The organism is Mycolicibacterium houstonense (assembly GCF_900078665.2).
Classification (GTDB): Bacteria; Actinomycetota; Actinomycetes; order Mycobacteriales; family Mycobacteriaceae; genus Mycobacterium; species Mycobacterium houstonense.
This window is the reverse complement of record NZ_LT546207.1, coordinates 1,722,126-1,739,823: the sequence shown is the minus strand read 5'-3', so window position 1 is coordinate 1,739,823 and position 17,698 is coordinate 1,722,126. Positions and strand designations below refer to the sequence as shown.

Here is a 17,698-nt window from a genome sequence, read left to right as displayed (position 1 = left end):
GTTGGCAAGTCCGCGGCGTTTGTGAATACTTCGGTGCGGCACGAGATTTGGGCACCCTTTTCCGCACCGCACGTGATGGAGATACAGATACCGAATGACCCAGGAACCACGGTTGGGCTGCGGGGCGGCGATCATGCGAGACGGTGCCCTGCTGCTGGTTCGGCGTCGTTGTGACCCGGAGGCCGGCCACTGGGGACTCCCTGGCGGGAAAGTGGACTGGCTGGAGCCGGTCCAGGCGGCGGTGGTTCGCGAGATTGGCGAAGAACTCGGCATCGAACTGGAAACCGTCGAGCTGCTGTGTGTCGTCGATCAGATCGACCCCGTCAAGCCCGAACACTGGGTGGCTCCGGTCTACCTGGCGCGGCAGTTCAGCGGGGAACCGAGGATCGTCGAGCCCGACAAGCACGCCGAGTGGGGTTGGTTCCCCCTTCGCCGACTCCCCGAGCCGCTGACCACGGCGACACGTGTTGCGCTGCCGCATCTCGCGGCGTTGTTCGAGAAACGGTTTCACGTCCGGCCGATGGTGCGCTCCGATTGGCATTGGATATCTGAGTGGTTCCGCGACGCCGAGCTTGATGACCAGTTGGGGCCGATCGATGACGAGTGGCTGGAGCATGTTCTCTCCGACCACGGCGGCGTGGAACTCGTCGTCGAGGACAACGAAGGCCAACCAGCGGCACTGGTGGGATGTGTGTGGGATCGATCGAGCGATGAGCATACGATCACCGATCTCGCGGTCAACCCGCGACTTCGGCGTTCCGGCATCGGGCGGGAGGCTGTCACCGCGACGCTGGCCTGGGCTGGGCATCCCGCGGCGAAGTGTTGGATCGCGTACGTCGACGTGGACAATCCCGCCGCGTTCAGTTTCTTCTCCGCGATCGGCTGGCGCCACGAGGGCCTCGACGACGACGGCATGCACCGGTTCTGCCGTGAGATAGAGAGCTCCTGATGGGGAGGCCCATGCCCGAGCACGCTTCGTACGATCCGGCAATCGAGGCCGTCGTCGGGCGCGCGGTCGTTCGCATTCGACGCGACTACCCAGGCACCCGGGCCATCCTCCTCAAGGGCAGCCTGGTCCGCGGCGACGCCGGACCGTACAGCGATATCGACCTGGATGTCTTGGTGAGTGGCACCGACGAAAGCAGTTATGCCGCATGGTTCGACGGCGAAGGTGGTCGCTTGCATCATGTTTCGGTAGCGGTTCATCCTCACGACGTGTGGTGGGATGAGGCCGAGGAACCGGCGGAATGGTCGTTTGGCTTCGCAGTACTTGAGGTGTTCCGCTTGCTGTGGGCGGAGGATCCGCAGGAGGCGGAGCGGTATGGCGGCACCGGGCTCCACCGTCCTGCCGGCGACCCCGAACTGGAGGACTTCTTCTCCGACCTTGGCAAGCTGCGCAATGCCCGCAGAGCGGGTGACGAGTTGGGCGTCCGGCTGGCCGCCCGGGCGGCCGCACAGCTGTGCCCCTCGGTGCTGGCAGTGGTCAATCCCGGCCATCCGGCCGATCCGATAACCAGCGCGCGGGCGGCCCTCGACGCCGCCGTGTCATTTCCTGTTGCACCACAGGGTTATCGGGAGGATTTCCTGCGCTGCCTCGGCCTTTCGGGCGACACTTCTCACTCCGATGACATCGCGGCTGCCGCCGAGCGTCTGGTGCTCGGCACCGTCTCATTGCTGGAAGACCACCACGCCTGGTCGACCGACGCGGACAAACCTCGCTTCGAGCTCGGCCTCGATGACGCCCTGGCAAATCGGACACTGAGCGCGTACCTGAACCAATCACGGCGCTGACCCGTGTCGCGGATTCGCGCGGCGACCCGACGGTGGTAGACAAGGGCTATGGAGATCCTGGCCAGCCGGATGCTGATCCGGCCGGTCGATTACCCGAAGTCGGTGGAGTTCTACCGGGACGGGATCGGCCTGGCCATCGCCCGTGAATACGGTGCAGGCACAGTCTTTTACGCCGGGCAGTCGCTGATCGAGCTGGCGGGCCATCACAGCCCCACCGAATCCGGGACATTCCCCGGAGCACTGTGGCTGCAGGTGCGTGACGTCTACGCCACCCAGGCCGAACTCGAAAGCCGCGGGGTGGCGATCGCCCGGGCCGCGACGCAGGAACCGTGGGGGCTGCACGAGATGCACGTGACCGACCCCGACGGCATCACCCTGATTTTCGTGCAGGTACCCGAGACGCACCCGCTGCGCCGGGACATGCGTTGACTTAGAACTGACGCTGCACTTGTGCGAGTAGCGGTGTGCGTGGGTTCAAAGTCAACAGCCGGGTTCCAACCTCAGCGCGCCGGGGTGGCCAGGGGCCAGCCCACCGAGGCCAGTCGCGCGGCGACCTGATGGATCTCCTCGGGGTTGGGTTCCTTGTCGATGATGTCCTGCACCGCGGCCCGGATCTCGTCATCGGTGACCGGGCTGTCCCCGGTGCTCGACCGCAGGATGTTGTGGGTGGCCTGGACCACCTCGTCCTCGGTCAGCGACCGGGTCAGCAGCGCCAGCAGGGCGAACTGGTCGGTGTGCGGCACGCCTTCGGGGTAGCCGGCACGCAGCCAGCTCAGCACGTTGTCCAGGAAGCTCGTCGATTCGGTCACGCGGTCAAACTCACTTCTTGGGCAGGAACGGGAACAGGTCGACGCCGGTGTGGTGGATGATCGTCGTCCGCGTGATCCACGCGATGGCCACCAGGATCACGAACGCCACCAACACGAACAGCGCCATGCCGAGAAACTTCAGCGCCGGGTTGGGGGCATGGGTGGTGCCGTCGGCGTTGGTGCCGCCACTGCCGTTCGAGTACGCCACCAGTCCGGCGGCGAACACCGCGGGCAGACCGGCGCCGAGGATCAATCCGACCACGAGCACCTTGAAAATGGCTTCCAGATAAGTCATTGCGATTCCTTGTGTCCGCTGAACGTGGTCAGACCGCGGCCTTGTTGGGCTTGTTGTCGGGGTTGTCGGCGCCGGGCTTGGTCGCCTCGCGCAGTTCGGCGGGCACCACCGAGTTGGTGGAGTGGTCCCAATCGGCGTTGACGTTGCTGTGGTCCACCTTCTGCTGCTGGGCGCGCCACCACATGTAGGCGGACAGGCCGACCAGCAGCAGGAAGATCACCCCGTCACCGGCCAGCGCCGAGGAGGTCAGTGCCTCGATACCGTGCGACAGCCAGAACGCCAGGGCGCCCACCAGGCCTGCGGCCGGCAGGGTGATCAGCCAGGCCACGGCCATGCGGCCGGCGACCGCCCAGCGCACCTCGGCGCCGGGCTTGCCGACACCGCTGCCCAGGATCGAGCCGGTCGCGACGTGGGTGGTGGACAGGGCCATGCCGGCGGCGCTGGAGCTCAGGATGATCGCGGCCGACGACGCCTCGGCGGCCAGGCCCTGCGGGGACTCGATCTCGACGAGGCCCTTGCCCAGGGTGCGGATGACCCGCCAGCCACCGATGTAGGTGCCCAGGCCGATGGCCAAGGCGCAGGAGGCGATGATCCAGAACGGCAGACCGTTGTTCTTGACGTCCCCGCTGAGGTGGCCGGTGGTGATCAGCGCGAGCGCGATGACGCCCATGGTCTTCTGCGCGTCGTTGGTTCCGTGCGAGAGCGCGACGAGCGATGCGGTGGCGATCTGCCCCCAGCGGAAGCCGGCCTCGCGACGCTTCTGCGCGACGTTGCGGGTGATCCGGTAGACCAGCCAGGTTCCGCAGGCGGCCACCAGGCACGCGATCACCGGAGCGGCGACCGCGGGGATGAGCACCTTCTGGGTGACGCCGGACCAGTTCACCCCGGCCAGGCCGATCGCGGCCAGGCCGGCGCCGATCAGTCCGCCGAACAGTGCGTGCGAGGAACTCGACGGGATGCCGAACAGCCACGTCAGCAGGTTCCACAGGATGCCGCCGATCAGACCGGCGAAGATGATCGTCAGCCCGGTGGAGGGGTCGATCGACGGGATCAACGCCCCAGACTTGGAATCCTGGATCTTGAGCACCGAGCTCGTGACCGTGATGGCGACCTCCACCGAGAGGAACGCGCCGACCAGGTTCAGCACACCGGCCAGCAGCACCGCCGTCTTGGGCTTGAGAGCGCGGGTGGCGATCGAGGTGGCCATGGCGTTGCCGGTGTCGTGAAAGCCGTTTGTGAAGTCAAAAGCCAGTGCCGTTGCTATCAACAGCACCAGGACGATCAGCTCAGCGCTCATGGCGGTAATTCTGTCGGACCGCAGGCGATTTTGACCAGCCGAAACCACCCCTGTGAACAGGCAATTCGGATACGCTGCGGATGAGTTCATCCAGTGTTCATCTTGGCAACCCACATTGTTGGCCAGGACCATTTGCCGATCCCTGCGCGGCCGATAAGTTCACTGCGGGCCAGAGTCGGCGGACAGCATTACCATCGATGCCGTCTTCCAGGTCACCGTCGCATGACCGGGAACCTCACTCGGGTGCACCATCAGGAGTAGACGCAGTGAACGCATTTCTCGCCAAGATCGCGGCCTGGCTGAACGCCGGGTACCCCGAAGGAGTGCCGGGGCCGGACCGGGTGCCACTGTTGGCGCTGCTGACCCGTCGGCTGACCAACGACGAAGTCAAGGCCGTCGCACGAGATCTCATCGAACGCGGTGACTTCGATCACATCGACATCGGGGTCCTGATCACCCAGATCACCGACGAACTCCCCCGCGCCGAGGATGTCGAGCGGGTGCGTGAGCGCTTGGCGGCCAAGGGCTGGCCACTCGACGATCCGCGCGACGGCGAGGAAGCCGGCGACGGGGATACCCCCGATGAACCAGGGAGCCAGCAATAGCCGTCCTGCGCCCCGTCCCCGTCGGTTCCGCCACCGACGATCTCCTGACGATCCTCGACGGTCTCCTGACCGGCCACGAGTCGGCGATTCTGCCGGTGCCTGCCGATGACGAACGCCAAAGTTCGCTGTTGACAAGCACTTTGCGCACCGGAGAGGAGGTCGACGACGACGTCGCGGTGGTGGTCTCGACCTCGGGCACCACGGGCCGGCCCAAGGGCGCGATGTTGACCGCGGACGCGTTGCGGGCCAGCGCCGAATCCACCCATGCGCGGTTGGGCGGTACCGGTCGCTGGCTGCTGGCCCTGCCCGCGTACCACATCGCCGGCCTGCAGGTCCTGGTGCGCAGCGCACTGGCCGGCACCACACCCGTCAGCCTCCCGGCGTCGTTCGATCCGCACGAGTTGCCCTCTGCGGTAGCCGATTTGGGCGCTGGTCGGCGCTACGCCTCGCTGGTGGCGGTCCAGCTGGACAAGTCCTTGCGCGACCCGGATGCCGCCGCGGCGCTGGCCGACCTGGACGCCGTGCTGATCGGCGGCGGGCCGATGCCGGCCGGAGTCGCCGAACGCGCACGGGCCGCCGGGGTGAACGTGGTACGCACCTACGGCATGAGCGAGACCGCGGGCGGATGCGTGTACGACGGCGTCGCCCTAGACGGAGTGAAGGTACGCATCGACGATTCGCGGATCGTGCTGGGCGGTGCCACCGTGGCGAAGGGATACCGCAACCCGGTCACGCCGGACCCGTTCGCCGACCCGGGCTGGTTCCGCACCGATGACCTTGGCACGATGGATGATTCGGGCGTGTTGCGGGTGCTGGGACGCGTCGACGACGCGGTCAGCACCGGCGGGCTGACGGTGCTCCCCCAGCTGGTGGAATCGGCGTTGGCGAGCCATCCGGCGATCGCCGAGTGCGCGGTGTTCGGGGTCCCCGACGAACGGCTCGGGCAGCGGGTGGTGGCCGCCCTCGTTCTGGCCCCGGATTCGCCGGCCCCCGATGTGGCCGAACTACGGGCCTGGGTGGCCCAGACCCTGGATGCCACCGCGGCGCCGCGGGAGGTGCACATCGTCGAGGAGTTGCCGCGCCGCGGCATCGGCAAGCTCGACCGCCGCGAGCTGGCCGTCCGATACGCGGGCTGAGGCTGCGCCGTCGGCAAGACGCACCAGAAAGCGGATGCGGGCACGCCTGCGGGTTGGGCATCATGGAGGCATGGGTCAAGAAGTCACCACCGTGGAGCAACTGCGTGCCATCGTCGGAGAGCCGAACAAGTACGTCGCCAACAAGGTGACGGCCCGGCTGTCCCCGGTACAGCAGGACTGGCTGGCGGCTTCCCCGCTGTGTTTCGTGGCCACCACCGACAGCGACGGCCGAGTCGACGTCTCGCCCAAGGGTGACCCGCCGGGGTTCGTCCACGTGATCGACGACACCACGATCGCCATCCCGGAACGCCCGGGCAACAAGCGCGTCGACGGTTACCTCAACGTGTTGCAGCAGCCGCACGTCGGCACCGTGTTCCTCATCCCCGGCCGCGGCGACACGCTGCGGATCAACGGGACCGCCCGAATCCTGTCGGACGCGGACTATTTCGACGCACTCGTGGTCGACGGCAAGCGGCCGATCCTGGCACTGGAGGTCGCCATCGAAGAGGTGTTCTTCCACTGCGCCAAGGCGTTCCTGCGGTCGGACGCATGGAAGCCGGAAACGTGGAACCCCACCGCGGTCCCCTCGGTCGCGCAGCTGGCCAAGGCGTTCAAACCCGACCTGAGCGAACAGCAGCTCGACGAGTACTACCGCGAGGACAACCTGCGGAAGATGCTCTACTGACCAGGGGGTTCGCGGTCCCAGCTATGGAGAAGCCGTTCAACGTCAGCCGGCTCAGGTGACAGCGGTTCGGGAACGGCGGCCGGTGTCCGGCTGAATCGCGGCGCCGGCGCAGGTTGGCGGATGCCGTCGATGTCGAGGTAGGCGTCCCGTGACCGATTGTGTGGATGTTCGTGGGCCTCCCAGGGCGGGAGGACCGGCGTGACGCACGCATCGGAGTCGGCAAAGTGGTGGGCCCACTCATCGCGGGTGCGCTCCTTGAACTTCGCGCCGATTCGCTGCCTGAGCTCTGCCCATCCGGTGGTGTCGAGCTGGAACGGTAGATCGGGGTCGTTGATCCCGAGACGCTCGAGCATCTGCAGATAGAACGGGTACTCGACACAGCCAACCGCGACGTGGCGCCCGTCTGCGCATTCATAGGTGTCGTAGAACGGTGCACCGCCGTCGAGCATGTTGCGGCCCCGCGGTTGATTCCAGAGGCCGTTGGCATGCAGACCGTGCATGAACGCCGTGTAGAGGGCCGCACCGTCGACCATTGCCGCGTCGATGACCTGTCCGATGCCGGATCGTTCCCGCTCGTACAGCGCGGCGATCACACCGAGGGCCAGAAGCATTCCGCCACCGGCGAAGTCGCCGATGATGTTGCCAGGTGGGATGGGGCGTTGGTCGGCACGTCCGATCAGATCGAGGACACCGGACAGGGCGATGTAGTTGATGTCGTGCCCGGCGGTGTGGGCCAGCGGACCGTCCTGTCCCCAGCCGGTCATCCGCGCATACACGATGCGCGGATTGCGGTCCCGGATGTCGGCGGGGCCGATTCCCAGGCGTTCGGCGACGCCAGGCCGGAATCCTTCGACGAAGACGTCGGCGTTGTCCGTGATCGCGTACAGCCGGTCGCGGTCACTCGGCTTCTTCAGGTCAAGGGCCAGACTGTATTTGCCGCGATCCAGCGGCCCGGCCGGCGGCGTCAGTCCATCGGAGGCGGTGGCACGGTCGACACGCAATACTTCGGCTCCGAGATCGGCGAGAATCATGCAGCCGAACGGTGCGGGCGCGAGCCCGGCAATCTCGACGACCCGCAGTCCGGTGAGTGGTCCTGCCATCACAGTGCCTTCGCGATGATCGTCTTCATGATCTCGTTGGTACCGCCGTACACCTTCTGGATGCGGGCATCGGCGTACATCCGCGCGATGGGATATTCAGCCATGTAGCCGTAGCCGCCGAAGAGCTGCATGCACCTGTCGATCACCTGGCACTGCTGTTCGGTGAGCCACCACTTGGCCTTGGCGGCCGTGGGGATGTCGAGTTCGCCGGCAAGATGCTTGGTGATGCAGTCATCGAGGAAGGCCCACGCCACGGATTTGATCGTGTCGCATTCGGCGAGCTCGAACTGGCTGTTCTGGAAGCCGAACACCGGACGCCCGAACGCTTCCCGGTCCTTGGTGTACTCGACCGTGAGGTCGACCGCTTTCTCGATCGATGCGGCGGCCGCGATCGCCAGGAAGAGCCGCTCCTGCGCCAACTGCTGCATCAGCTGGATGAACCCGAGGCCCTCAGTGTCCCCGATCAGGTTCGTCTGCGGTACCTCGACATCGTCGAAGAACAATTCGCAGGTGTCCTGGCCATGTTGGCCGATCTTGTGCAGGTTTCGGCCACGACGAAACCCTGGCCGATCGGTCTCGACGGCGACGAGCGAGACGCTGTCCACGCCGGTGCTCTCCGGGTCGGTCTTGGCTGCGACGATGACCAGATCAGCGAGCAGCCCGTTCGAAATGAAGGTCTTGGCACCGCTGATCCGGTAGTTGTCGCCGTGTTTGACCACCTTGGTCTTGATGGCCTGCAGATCGGACCCGGTGCCCGGTTCTGTCATGGCGATCGCCGTGATGAGTTCGCCGGTGGCCATCTTGGGCAGCCACTGCTGCTTCTGATCCTCCGTGCCATAGGAGTTGATGTAGTGGGAGATGATGCCGCTGTGCAACATGCCCCCGAAGCTGGGTGCGAGAGCACGGACCTGTTCGATCGACACCACCGCGTCATGCGCGAAAGTGCCACCGCCCCCGCCGTATTCCTCGGGAATGCTCATGCAGAGCAACCCGAGTTCGCCGGCCCGCACCCAGACCTCACGGTCGACGTGTTGCTGTTCGGCCCAACGAGCCTCATGCGGTGCGCATTCGGATTCGAAGAAGCGCCGGGCCAGGTCGGCGAGCGCGTCGAGGTCCTTGTCCATCCACGGGGAACGATGTTGTTGTGCCATGAACAGGGACGCTATGGCCCGCCCGGCAGCACAAACATGACCGCAGCGATCACGAGGCTTGACCGAAACGCGCTACCGGGGCTGGTATGACCGCGGCGCGCTGCCCGTCCACCGGCGGAAGGCCCGTGTGAACGCACTCGGCTCGGAAAAACCCAACCTCGCGGACAGCTCCGCGATGGACTCATCGCCGCGGGCCAGGCCGGCGATCGCGGCGTCGCGCAGCACCGTCTCGCGCAGCTCCCGGATCGAGGTGCCCTCCTCGCGCAATTTGCGGCGCACACTCTGCGGGCTCAGCGCCAGCGCTTGAGCGATGTTGTCGGTGGTCGGCCCCGGACCATTGAGCCCACGCTGGAGCATGCGCCGCACCCGGTCGGCCAGTGACGTGGCGTAATCGCGTTGGACCAGGAAATCCGCCGGAGCATTGCGGACGAACGCCTCGACCTCCTCCTGAGTGCGCACGATCGGCGCACTGAGGATCTTGCTGTCGATCACCAACGCGGGCACCGGTGCAGAGAAGACCACCGGGGCGCCGAAAACCAGATCGTAGTCGTCGATGCCGTCCGGTTGGCGGTACGGCACTTCGACCCGGCGCAGCGGTAGTGCCGCATTGATCGACCACCCGAGGAACCTGTGCGCAATCGCCAACAGCGTGTCGACGAGAACGTCGACGGGGCCGTCGACCACACTCAGATCGATCGACAGCGTCGTCTCCCCGGGACCGAACGCGACGTGCATGGGCGGAGTACCGGGCAGCGCGTCGTTGAACTCCACGAAGCGCTGCAAACCCTCACGCAGGTCGGCTGCGCTGCCGATCAGCGCGTGGCAGACCAGGCGGAACGTACCGCGCGGCACCGGGGTGGCGCCGAAGCCGAGCAGTTCGTCATCGGTGATCCGCCACAGCTCACGCACGAAGATCGCGGCCTGATCGACCGTGACCCGGGAGCGGCCTTCGGCCAACAGCATCGGTGAGATTCCGGCACGGTGCATGATCGCGGCGACATCCCAGCCATTGGCCAGCGCAAACCGGACGAACGCCTGGATGCGGCCGATCGGCACCGTGTGCTGGACAGTGTTCGCCGGTATTCCGGTCACGTCTGGAACGATAGCCGTGCGCGTTTGGGTCAATTGATCCGAGTAGTTCGGTCATCGGAAACGTTGTCCGCCGTCCATAACGTCGTCGGCATGTCAGCACCTGAAGGGTTCAACCTGGACCGCCTCGGCCGATGGGGCGAAGAACAGGAATTCAAAGTCGAAGCCGAGCGCACCATCGCGTACGCCGAGGCGACCAACGATCCGATTGCCGCCCACCTGGACGGCACCTACGCGCCGCCGGTGTTCGCGGTCGTTCCGGTCACCGCGATGATGGCCGACGCGACGCTGGCGGTGGTCCCAGACGATCTGATGATGCGACTCCTGCACGGGGAGCATGATTTTCGTCTGCACCGCCCGATCGAGCCGGGCGAACTGCTCACCGTCCGAGCCAAACCGATCGGGGTCACCGGCAAGCAGTCCGGTGTCGTCGTGACCACTCTGGTCGAGACCCGCAGCGACCGTGGCGATCTGGTCAACGAGCAATACTTCGTCGGGTTCTTCCGGGGCGGCGAATTTGACGGCACCGTAGGAGATTCCAGTCCGGAGCACGGATTCCCCGAAGTGCCGCGGCCCCGCCCGCCGGACTTCGTTGCGGTGCAGCAGTTCGACGAGGACCAGACATTCCGGTACGCCGAACCCGCCGGCGATCCAATGCCTATCCACCTCGACGACGACTTCGCCAGGGCTATGGGCCTTCCCGGGATCATCATCCACGGGCTGTGCACGATCGCCTTCATATCGCATGCGTTGCTGACCACCGTGAGCCCCGACGATCCGAGCCGACTGAAACGACTGGCAGTACGCCTGTCCAAGCCCGCCCTCCCGAAGGAAACGATCACCACCTCGGTGTGGCGCCACGGCGAGCACTACGCGTTCGAAACCGCCGGCGACGAGAAGCCGGGCAAGTACGTGATCACCGACGGAAGGGCAGAGTTCGCGTGAGCAACAAAGTGTTCGTCATCGGCGTGGGTATGACGAAGTTCGAAAAGCCGGGCCGCAAGGCCGATTGGGACTATCCGGCCATGGCCAACGAGTCAGGAAACAAGGCGCTGACCGATGCGGGCATTCCCTACGACCTGGTCGAGCAGGCCTACGCCGGATACTGCTACGGCGAGTCGACGTCAGGCCATCGCGCGGTCTACGAACTCGGCCTGACCGCCATCCCGATTTTCAATGTCAACAGCAATTGCTCGACCGGATCCAGCGCTTTGTTCCTTGCCGCACAGGCGATCCGGGGCGGCCTTGCCGACTGCACCCTGGCCCTGGGTTTCGAGAAGATGAACCCCGGGTCACTCGGCACCGACGGATATCAGGATCGCGAACAGCCCATGCAGCGCCATCTCATGGCGATGGCCGAGCTGCACGAGATCTATTTTCCGCCCGCCCCATGGATGTTCGGCGCGGCCGGTCTGGAACACAACGAGAAGTTCGGATCGACTCCGGACCACTTCGTGAAGATCGCGGCGAAAAACCACAGGCACTCGGTCAACAATCCCTACGCGCAGTTCCGGGAACCGTACTCGGAAGAGCAGATCAAGTCCGACAAGATGGTCTATCCCGCAGCAGGACTGACCAGGCCGATGTGCTCACCGACCTCGGACGGGTCGGCCGCGGTGATCCTGGCCAGTGAGCGGTTCGTCGATGACCATGGTCTCGGCCACCGTGCCGTCGAGATCGTGGGCCAGGCACTGGTCACCGATGTCGCCGGAACCTTCGATTCCGGCAGCTTGGCCACACTGGTCGGTGCGGATATGAGCCGCATTGCCGCTCAGCGCGTTTACGAGCAGGCGCAGTTTGGTCCCGACGACGTCGACGTCATCGAGCTGCATGACTGCTTCGCGCCCAACGAACTGCTGACGTACGAAGCACTGGGGTTGTGTGACGTCGGTAGCGGTCACAAGCTCGTCGACGCCGACGACACCACATACGGCGGACGGTGGGTGGTCAACCCGTCGGGCGGCCTCATCTCGAAAGGACATCCGCTCGGCGCCACCGGACTGGCGCAGTGCAGTGAACTCACCTGGCAGTTGCGCGGCGAGGCCGAGCAGCGCCAGGTGCCCGGCGCGAAGGTCGCGCTGCAACACAACATCGGCCTCGGCGGTTCGGCGGTGGTCACCGCATACCGGCCCGCCAACCGCTGAAACCCACAAGATAAGGAGAACCAACATGGCACGTACGACAGCGTCCAAGGAGATCGCCGCACCACCGGAGAAGGTCTGGGCGGTACTCGCCGACCCACGGCGCAACGAGGAATGGAACACCCTGCACACGCGTTGGAAGGACGAGCCCCCGGCCGAAATGGCTCAGGGCGCTCAGATGACGGCGGTGCTGACCATCATGGGGATGGCCAACACCATCACTCAGACTGTCGACAAGTACGATCCCCCAACGTCATTCACCGTATCGGGCAATGGCATGGCCGGCGCCAAGGTCAGCCTGACCGCGACGGTCGAGCCCAAGGGCGACGCCTCACTGGTCAGCATCGAGGCCGAGTTCATCAGCCAGATGATGGTCGGCGCAATCGGTGGTGCCATCGAACGAGCCTCCAAGAAGGAACTCGAGGCATCGCTGGACAACCTCGCCGGATTGGTCAGTTGAGATGGGGCGCTTCGATAATCGGGTGGCGGTCGTCACCGGCGCCGGGCGTGGGATCGGGCGTGAGCACGCCCTCCTGCTCGCATCGGAAGGAGCAAGCGTCGTTGTCAACGATGCCGGCGGAGCCAACGACGGCAGCGGTACCGACAGCGGACCGGCGCAGGCTGTCGTCGACGAGATCAGAGCCGGTGGCGGCCACGCGGTGGCCAATACCGGCAGCGTCGCCGACTGGACCGGGGCTAAAGAACTTGTCGATCAGGCAGTCTCGGAGTTCGGTGGCCTGGACATCCTGGTGAACAACGCCGGGATCCTGCGGGACGGCTTTATCGCCGGGCTGGACGAGAACCAGTTCGACGCCGTCATCGCCGTGCACCTCAAGGGGCATTTCAACACGCTGCACCACGCGGCCGTCCACTGGAAGGCCCAGTCCAAGGCCGGTGACCAGCCCAACGCCGCGGTGATCAACACCGCCTCGGCATCCGGGACGTTCTCGGTACTCGCCGGACAGTCCAACTATGGTGCGGCCAAGGCCGGCATCGCCGCCCTGACCCTGGTGGCCGCGGAGGAGCTCGGGCGCTACGGCGTGCGGGTCAATGCCATTGCACCGGTGGCACGCACCCGACTGACGCTGGCCACCCCGGGAATGGGCGCGATCTTCGCCGAAGAGGTTCCCGAGGGTGAGTTCGATGCCTTCAGCCCGGCGAACATCGCCCCGATCATGGCCTACCTGGCGAGCGAGAAATGCCCGCTGACCGGTCAGGTGCTCGCGGTGCAGGGCGGCGCAGTGTCGCGACTGCGAGGCTGGACGATCGAGGAGACGGTCGAGGTTGACGGTCCTTGGGTACTCGACGAACTACCCGGCCACTTCGACGACTGGGGTATCGGGGCTTAGGACGATGGTGACGGTAGGCAGGGCCGCCTATGCGGGATATGAGACACGAGAACTTTCGGTCACCGGAGACGGCCCAAAAGTCATCCTGTTGCACGGCTTTGCGCATCCTGCAGATTCGTGGCAGGCAATCCTGCAACGCTGCACAGCGGCCGGTATCCCCGCGGTGGCAGCAGACCTGCCTGGTTTCGGTGCCGCAGACCCGTTTCACCCGGGTCCGCGGCTACCGCAGCTTGACCGATTTGTCGAGGAGATGGTCGACCGGCATGGCATTCCTTCCTCGGCAGTGGTCGTGGGCAACTCACTCGGCGGATTGCTGGCCGTGCGTGCGGCCGCCAGATCCGGCGACGACCGAGTCGGAGCGGTGATGCCGGTGAATGCCGCTGGTTTCGGCTGGACTCCCGCGGGCCGGGTGCTTGCCTGCGCGGCCGGCCGACGCTTGGGCTGGCTTGGTGCTGCTCCCGCCCCGGCGCCGGTGCTGCGTCATCTGTCGGACAGAATCGCCAGGTACGGCCTCTACGGAGACAAGCAGGCGGCGGTCGACCCGGCGATGATCCACCTGCTGACCGACCAGCTTCAGCTGCCGGCCCAACGCAGGCACATCTTGGCGCTCGCCCGAGAAATCGTCACCGAGGTGAACTCGGTCCGCGTCGTCCCTGTGGTGAGATGCCCGACCACGGTGGTGCACGGCCGCGTCGACCCCATTGTGTCGCTGGCGGCGTCACGCCGACTCGCGACCGCGATCGACGGAGCACAACTGAACGTGCTCGACAACGCCGGCCACTGCCCCCAACTCGACGCTCCTGACTTGGTTTTCGCGGCTCTGCAGAATCTGGTCCGGGTTGTCCGGGGCACCATGTCGGCATGAGATGAAAGGCGCACCACATGAATCCACGAAAAGTCGCCATCACCGGTGGCGCCCGCGGGATCGGACGTGCCACCGCAGCGATATTCCAAGCCGTGGGAGCCGACGTCGCGATAGGAGACCTCGACGGCGACCATTGCGGTGAGGTTGCCGCACAGCTCGGTTCCTCGGTGACAGGGCTGCCGCTGGATGTCACCGACCCCGCATCGTTCGCAGACTTCCTCGATGCCGCCCGTGTCGCGATGGGCGGACTCGACGTCCTGGTCAACAACGCCGGTATCATGCCGACGGGCGCATTCCTCGATGAAGACGAAGCGATGACGGATCGGCTGATCGCCATCAACCTGCGCGGCGTGATCACCGGGACACGGCTTGCGGCCAACCGCTTCCGGCAGCAGGGGCAGGGCGGCAGCATCGTCAACGTCGCCTCACTCGCCGGGCTGTTCGGGGCTCCGGCGATCGCCACGTATACGGCGACCAAGGCCGCCGTGGTGACGCTCACCGAATCACTGGCAAAAGAGTTCTCCGGCAGTGGTATCCATGTCTGCGTGGTGCTGCCCGGTGTCGTTCGCACCGAGCTGTCTGGAGGTGCGCACTATCCTCGGTGGATGGAGCGCGTCGCAGCTGTCGAGCCGGACGACGTGGCACACGCGATCAGGGCTGCCGTGACAGTGGAACGAACGCGGGTGTCCGTGCCACGGTCCCTCGAGACTGTCGTCGCGGTCAGGAACCTGCTGCCGAATTCTCTGAGCTGGCGACTCGATCGCCTCGTCGGACTCGACTCCGCCTTTACCCAAGCCGACCCGGCCGCCCGGGCGCGGTACCACCAGCGACTGAGCGGGAGCCTCGATGACGCTGTCTGACATAGCTATCCGGGCAGTCGACGAATCGCGAGCTCTCTTCGCGTGCCTGCAGGCCGGCATCCTCGGTCCGATACCGCCGCGTGCCGCCGTCAGCGCCGTGAACGCCCTTCGCAGTTACGGCACCACCGGTGCCATCGCCACCGTGTCCGCCCTGCGGCACGGCGAACGAAACGCGCTCATCGACGAACGCGGCCCGCTGACCTACACCGAGATGGACAGGCGATCCAATGCCATCGCCAACGCGTGGAGATCGCAAGGGCTCAGCTCCGAACACTGTGTCGGCATCATGTGCCGTAACCACCGCGGGTTACTGGATTCCGTGTTCGCCGCGGCCAAATGCGGTGTCCGGATTGTGCTACTCAACTACGATTTCGCCGGTCCGCAGCTCGCCGCCGTCGCCGAGCGGGAAAAGGTCGACCTGCTCGTACACGACGACGAGTACAGCGACAGTGTTGACGTCCTCGACCGATTCGCCTTCGGCAGGTGGCGGACCTGGGCAGACGATGGCCGACCAGACACGCTCGATGCTCTCATCGAATCCGGCGACCCGGGTAGCGTGCCCGCACCCGACAAACACGCCAGCGTTGTCATCCTGACCAGCGGCACCACCGGCACCCCGAAAGGCGCACAGCGGCCCGACCCACGGTCATTGAGCCCTATCGGCGGCCTGCTGAACAAAGTGCCGTTCCGCGGCCGGGAAGTCACCGAATGTTGTGTACCGATGTTCCACGCCCTCGGATTCACGCACGCGATACTCGCGATGATGCTCGGATCCACCTTGATCATCCGCCGCCGTTTCGACGCCCGCGCCACACTGACCAGCCTCGTCGAGCACCGCGCAACCGCGATGATCATTGCCCCGATCATGCTCCGGCGAATGCTCGACGCTGACCCGAACCCTCTCCGAACACACGATCTTTCGCACCTGCGCATCATCTTCGTAGCCGGCTCGCAGCTCGGCGCATCGCTGTGTAGAGAGGCGATGGAGGCCTTCGGACCCGTGATCTACAACCTCTATGGCTCCACCGAAGTGGCGTACGCGACCATCGCCACGCCCGACGAACTGCAGCGGGAGCCCGGCAGCGTCGGCTCTGTCGTTCGTGGTGCGCGCGTGGAGATCCGCGGGGACAACGGCGAACTGCTGGGTCCGAATGAAACCGGGCGCATCTTCGTCGCGAATTCGTTCCAGTTCCGGGGATACACCGACGGACGCAACAAACAGACCATCAACGGACTCATGTCCAGTGGCGATGTCGGCTACCTGGATTCGGACGGCCTCTTGTTCATCGACGGCCGCGATGACGACATGATCGTCTCCGGCGGGGAGAACATCTACCCTGCCGAAGTAGAGGAGACCATCAGCGCCCACCCTGATGTGGTCGAAGCCGCTGTCATCGGCGTCGACGACGACAGTTACGGACAGCGACTGCGCGCCTATGTCGTGCCCGCACCCGGGGCAAATCTCACCGCCGAACACCTCCGCGACCACGTCAAGGCGAATCTCGCCCGTTTCAAAGTCCCCAGAGACGTGGTCTTTCTCGAGGCATTGCCGCGCAACCCCACCGGCAAGATCCTCAAGCGGGCACTTCCCGCCCAGAGCTCAACTGCCCGGCGCCAACCGTCAAGTTGAAGTCGGTTTCACCAGAACAGCTCGGGTGTAGAGCAACTGGAACCCGCGCCGCTGAACGTTGCGCTGCGATCTGGATCCGGGCGCCGTCGTCACCACCGCGATGTCACATCCGGCGTCGGCGGCCTCGCGCAGCCGGGCCGCCAGCAACGCTGCCTGGACCCCGCGGCGCCGGTAGGCCGGTGCCGTCGCCGCCCCGGCCAACTGGGCGATCCCGTCGGCGATCCGCATGCTGCCCCCGCCGGCCACGGCGCCGTCGTAGAGCGCGACATATGCTGTGGCACCGGCCTTTTCCATGTCCCGCTCAGCGCGTTCGAGAATATCGGCGGGGAATTCCTCGTGGGCGGCCAGGCCCTCACCGTCGGGATGGCCGAAGCCATCCACCAGGACCGCCACCCAGGCGGCGAGATCGTCGGCGGGTCGCACCTGCACGTCCGTTTCCACCGGCGGATCGATGCCGACGGGCCGGCCCAGCACGTTCTCGAACTCGAGGAGGCGATAGCCCCGGCCGGACAACACGGCAGCGATCTCGGGGTCGGCCAGGTTGGACAGCTCGACCCGGGCATCACTGCCCCGAGCGGCCAACGCCCGCTCGACCTCCCCCAGCACCGCCTCGTCGGGCAGCCCGTCGAAGCCGAGGCCGACGACCTTGTTCATCGGCGAACCGGTCTCGGCGAAGCAGGCGAACCCTCCGGCGACGGGCAGCACCAACCCTTCGGCGCCCCGGTTCCGGGCGGCTCGCGTCGCCGCGACGATCAGGTCCGCCTCGGCCTTCTCGATCCGCCGGGCCAGATCCACGCCGCCGAACAGCTGATTCGAGCCCACGTCTGAGTCACGGTTGATGCCCACGCCGATATTGTGCCCACACAGGCGATTCCGAAACGTCCGGCACACCGGC

The 17,698-nt window shown here is 65.9% G+C and carries 20 protein-coding genes; 13 read left to right on the top strand and 7 right to left on the bottom strand.

Going from position 1 to position 17,698, the window contains the following annotated elements:
- Nucleotides 1-94: 94 nt before the first annotated feature.
- The 3 genes from BN4332_RS34200 to BN4332_RS08815 are packed head-to-tail and all read left to right on the top strand — an operon-like array spanning nucleotide 95 to nucleotide 2,220.
- Nucleotides 95-949 carry a GNAT family N-acetyltransferase gene (locus tag BN4332_RS34200; protein ID WP_235654051.1) on the top strand — a complete coding sequence of 285 codons (855 nt, stop codon included), beginning with the start codon at nucleotides 95-97 and terminating at the stop codon, nucleotides 947-949.
- A gap of 11 nt (nucleotides 950-960) precedes the next feature.
- Complete coding sequence (locus BN4332_RS08820; RefSeq protein ID WP_066898101.1) at nucleotides 961-1,791, top strand: nucleotidyltransferase domain-containing protein; 831 nt, start codon at nucleotides 961-963, stop codon at nucleotides 1,789-1,791.
- Between the two features lie 48 nt (nucleotides 1,792-1,839).
- On the top strand, nucleotides 1,840-2,220 hold the full coding sequence (locus tag BN4332_RS08815; RefSeq protein WP_066898100.1) for a VOC family protein: 381 nt from the start codon (nucleotides 1,840-1,842) through the stop codon (nucleotides 2,218-2,220).
- A gap of 71 nt (nucleotides 2,221-2,291) precedes the next feature.
- Here BN4332_RS08815 and BN4332_RS08810 read toward each other — a convergent pair whose 3' ends face one another.
- The 3 genes from BN4332_RS08810 to BN4332_RS08800 are packed head-to-tail and all read right to left on the bottom strand — an operon-like array spanning nucleotide 2,292 to nucleotide 4,192.
- Entirely contained in the window at nucleotides 2,292-2,600 is a 309-nt protein-coding gene (locus BN4332_RS08810) for a DUF3349 domain-containing protein (RefSeq protein ID WP_066898099.1), read from the bottom strand.
- 10 nt (nucleotides 2,601-2,610) lie between these two features.
- Nucleotides 2,611-2,895, bottom strand: coding sequence for a hypothetical protein (locus BN4332_RS08805; RefSeq protein ID WP_066898098.1), 285 nt, complete (start codon nucleotides 2,893-2,895; stop codon nucleotides 2,611-2,613).
- Nucleotides 2,896-2,923: 28 nt separating this feature from the next.
- Nucleotides 2,924-4,192 (bottom strand): inorganic phosphate transporter, encoded by a 1,269-nt coding sequence (locus BN4332_RS08800; protein ID WP_066898097.1) that lies wholly within the window; start codon nucleotides 4,190-4,192, stop codon nucleotides 2,924-2,926.
- Between the two features lie 266 nt (nucleotides 4,193-4,458).
- Between BN4332_RS08800 and BN4332_RS08795 the strand changes: the two genes are divergently transcribed.
- From BN4332_RS08795 to BN4332_RS08785, 3 genes are all read left to right on the top strand, one after another.
- A complete protein-coding gene (locus BN4332_RS08795) occupies nucleotides 4,459-4,797 on the top strand; it encodes a DUF3349 domain-containing protein (RefSeq protein WP_066898096.1) in 339 nt (112 codons plus the stop codon).
- Nucleotides 4,798-4,841: 44 nt separating this feature from the next.
- Complete coding sequence (gene menE, locus BN4332_RS08790; RefSeq protein WP_235654252.1) at nucleotides 4,842-5,933, top strand: o-succinylbenzoate--CoA ligase; 1,092 nt, start codon at nucleotides 4,842-4,844, stop codon at nucleotides 5,931-5,933.
- A gap of 70 nt (nucleotides 5,934-6,003) precedes the next feature.
- Complete coding sequence (locus BN4332_RS08785) at nucleotides 6,004-6,618, top strand: pyridoxamine 5'-phosphate oxidase family protein (protein WP_084459215.1); 615 nt, start codon at nucleotides 6,004-6,006, stop codon at nucleotides 6,616-6,618.
- Here the strand turns inward: BN4332_RS08785 and BN4332_RS08780 are convergent.
- From BN4332_RS08780 to BN4332_RS08770, 3 genes are all read right to left on the bottom strand, one after another.
- Nucleotides 6,612-7,718 carry a CaiB/BaiF CoA transferase family protein gene (locus BN4332_RS08780; RefSeq protein ID WP_066898182.1) on the bottom strand — a complete coding sequence of 369 codons (1,107 nt, stop codon included), beginning with the start codon at nucleotides 7,716-7,718 and terminating at the stop codon, nucleotides 6,612-6,614. The two genes, BN4332_RS08785 and BN4332_RS08780, sit on opposite strands and share 7 nt — an antisense overlap.
- Entirely contained in the window at nucleotides 7,718-8,869 is a 1,152-nt protein-coding gene (locus BN4332_RS08775) for an acyl-CoA dehydrogenase family protein (RefSeq protein WP_066898093.1), read from the bottom strand. Before BN4332_RS08775 ends, BN4332_RS08780 begins: the two co-directional genes overlap by 1 nt.
- A gap of 72 nt (nucleotides 8,870-8,941) precedes the next feature.
- A complete protein-coding gene (locus BN4332_RS08770) occupies nucleotides 8,942-9,961 on the bottom strand; it encodes an AraC family transcriptional regulator (protein WP_066898092.1) in 1,020 nt (339 codons plus the stop codon).
- A gap of 90 nt (nucleotides 9,962-10,051) precedes the next feature.
- On the opposite strand from BN4332_RS08770, the gene BN4332_RS08765 reads away from it, so the two are divergent.
- Genes BN4332_RS08765 through BN4332_RS08735 form a run of 7 tightly spaced genes read left to right on the top strand, consistent with a single transcriptional unit; the run spans nucleotide 10,052 to nucleotide 16,803 of the window.
- Nucleotides 10,052-10,903: a MaoC/PaaZ C-terminal domain-containing protein gene (locus BN4332_RS08765; RefSeq protein ID WP_066898091.1), complete on the top strand. Its 852-nt coding sequence runs from the start codon at nucleotides 10,052-10,054 to the stop codon at nucleotides 10,901-10,903.
- The gene (locus BN4332_RS08760; RefSeq protein WP_074133016.1) at nucleotides 10,900-12,102 is read left to right on the top strand and encodes a lipid-transfer protein; all 1,203 of its coding nucleotides are present in this window, start codon (nucleotides 10,900-10,902) and stop codon (nucleotides 12,100-12,102) included. Before BN4332_RS08765 ends, BN4332_RS08760 begins: the two co-directional genes overlap by 4 nt.
- Nucleotides 12,103-12,127: 25 nt before the next feature.
- The gene (locus tag BN4332_RS08755) at nucleotides 12,128-12,559 is read left to right on the top strand and encodes a type II toxin-antitoxin system Rv0910 family toxin (protein WP_066898090.1); all 432 of its coding nucleotides are present in this window, start codon (nucleotides 12,128-12,130) and stop codon (nucleotides 12,557-12,559) included.
- 1 nt (nucleotide 12,560) lies between these two features.
- Nucleotides 12,561-13,448 (top strand): SDR family oxidoreductase, encoded by an 888-nt coding sequence (locus BN4332_RS08750; RefSeq protein WP_066898089.1) that lies wholly within the window; start codon nucleotides 12,561-12,563, stop codon nucleotides 13,446-13,448.
- 7 nt (nucleotides 13,449-13,455) lie between these two features.
- The gene (locus BN4332_RS08745) at nucleotides 13,456-14,313 is read left to right on the top strand and encodes an alpha/beta fold hydrolase (RefSeq protein WP_160110825.1); all 858 of its coding nucleotides are present in this window, start codon (nucleotides 13,456-13,458) and stop codon (nucleotides 14,311-14,313) included.
- A 17-nt stretch (nucleotides 14,314-14,330) separates the two neighbouring features.
- Nucleotides 14,331-15,173 (top strand): SDR family oxidoreductase, encoded by an 843-nt coding sequence (locus tag BN4332_RS08740; protein ID WP_066898087.1) that lies wholly within the window; start codon nucleotides 14,331-14,333, stop codon nucleotides 15,171-15,173.
- Entirely contained in the window at nucleotides 15,160-16,803 is a 1,644-nt protein-coding gene (locus BN4332_RS08735; protein WP_066898086.1) for an acyl-CoA synthetase, read from the top strand. Before BN4332_RS08740 ends, BN4332_RS08735 begins: the two co-directional genes overlap by 14 nt.
- Here the strand turns inward: BN4332_RS08735 and BN4332_RS08730 are convergent.
- Nucleotides 16,795-17,649: a GNAT family N-acetyltransferase gene (locus tag BN4332_RS08730; protein ID WP_066898085.1), complete on the bottom strand. Its 855-nt coding sequence runs from the start codon at nucleotides 17,647-17,649 to the stop codon at nucleotides 16,795-16,797. The genes BN4332_RS08735 and BN4332_RS08730 overlap by 9 nt on opposite strands.
- Between the last annotated feature and the right edge of the window lie 49 nt (nucleotides 17,650-17,698).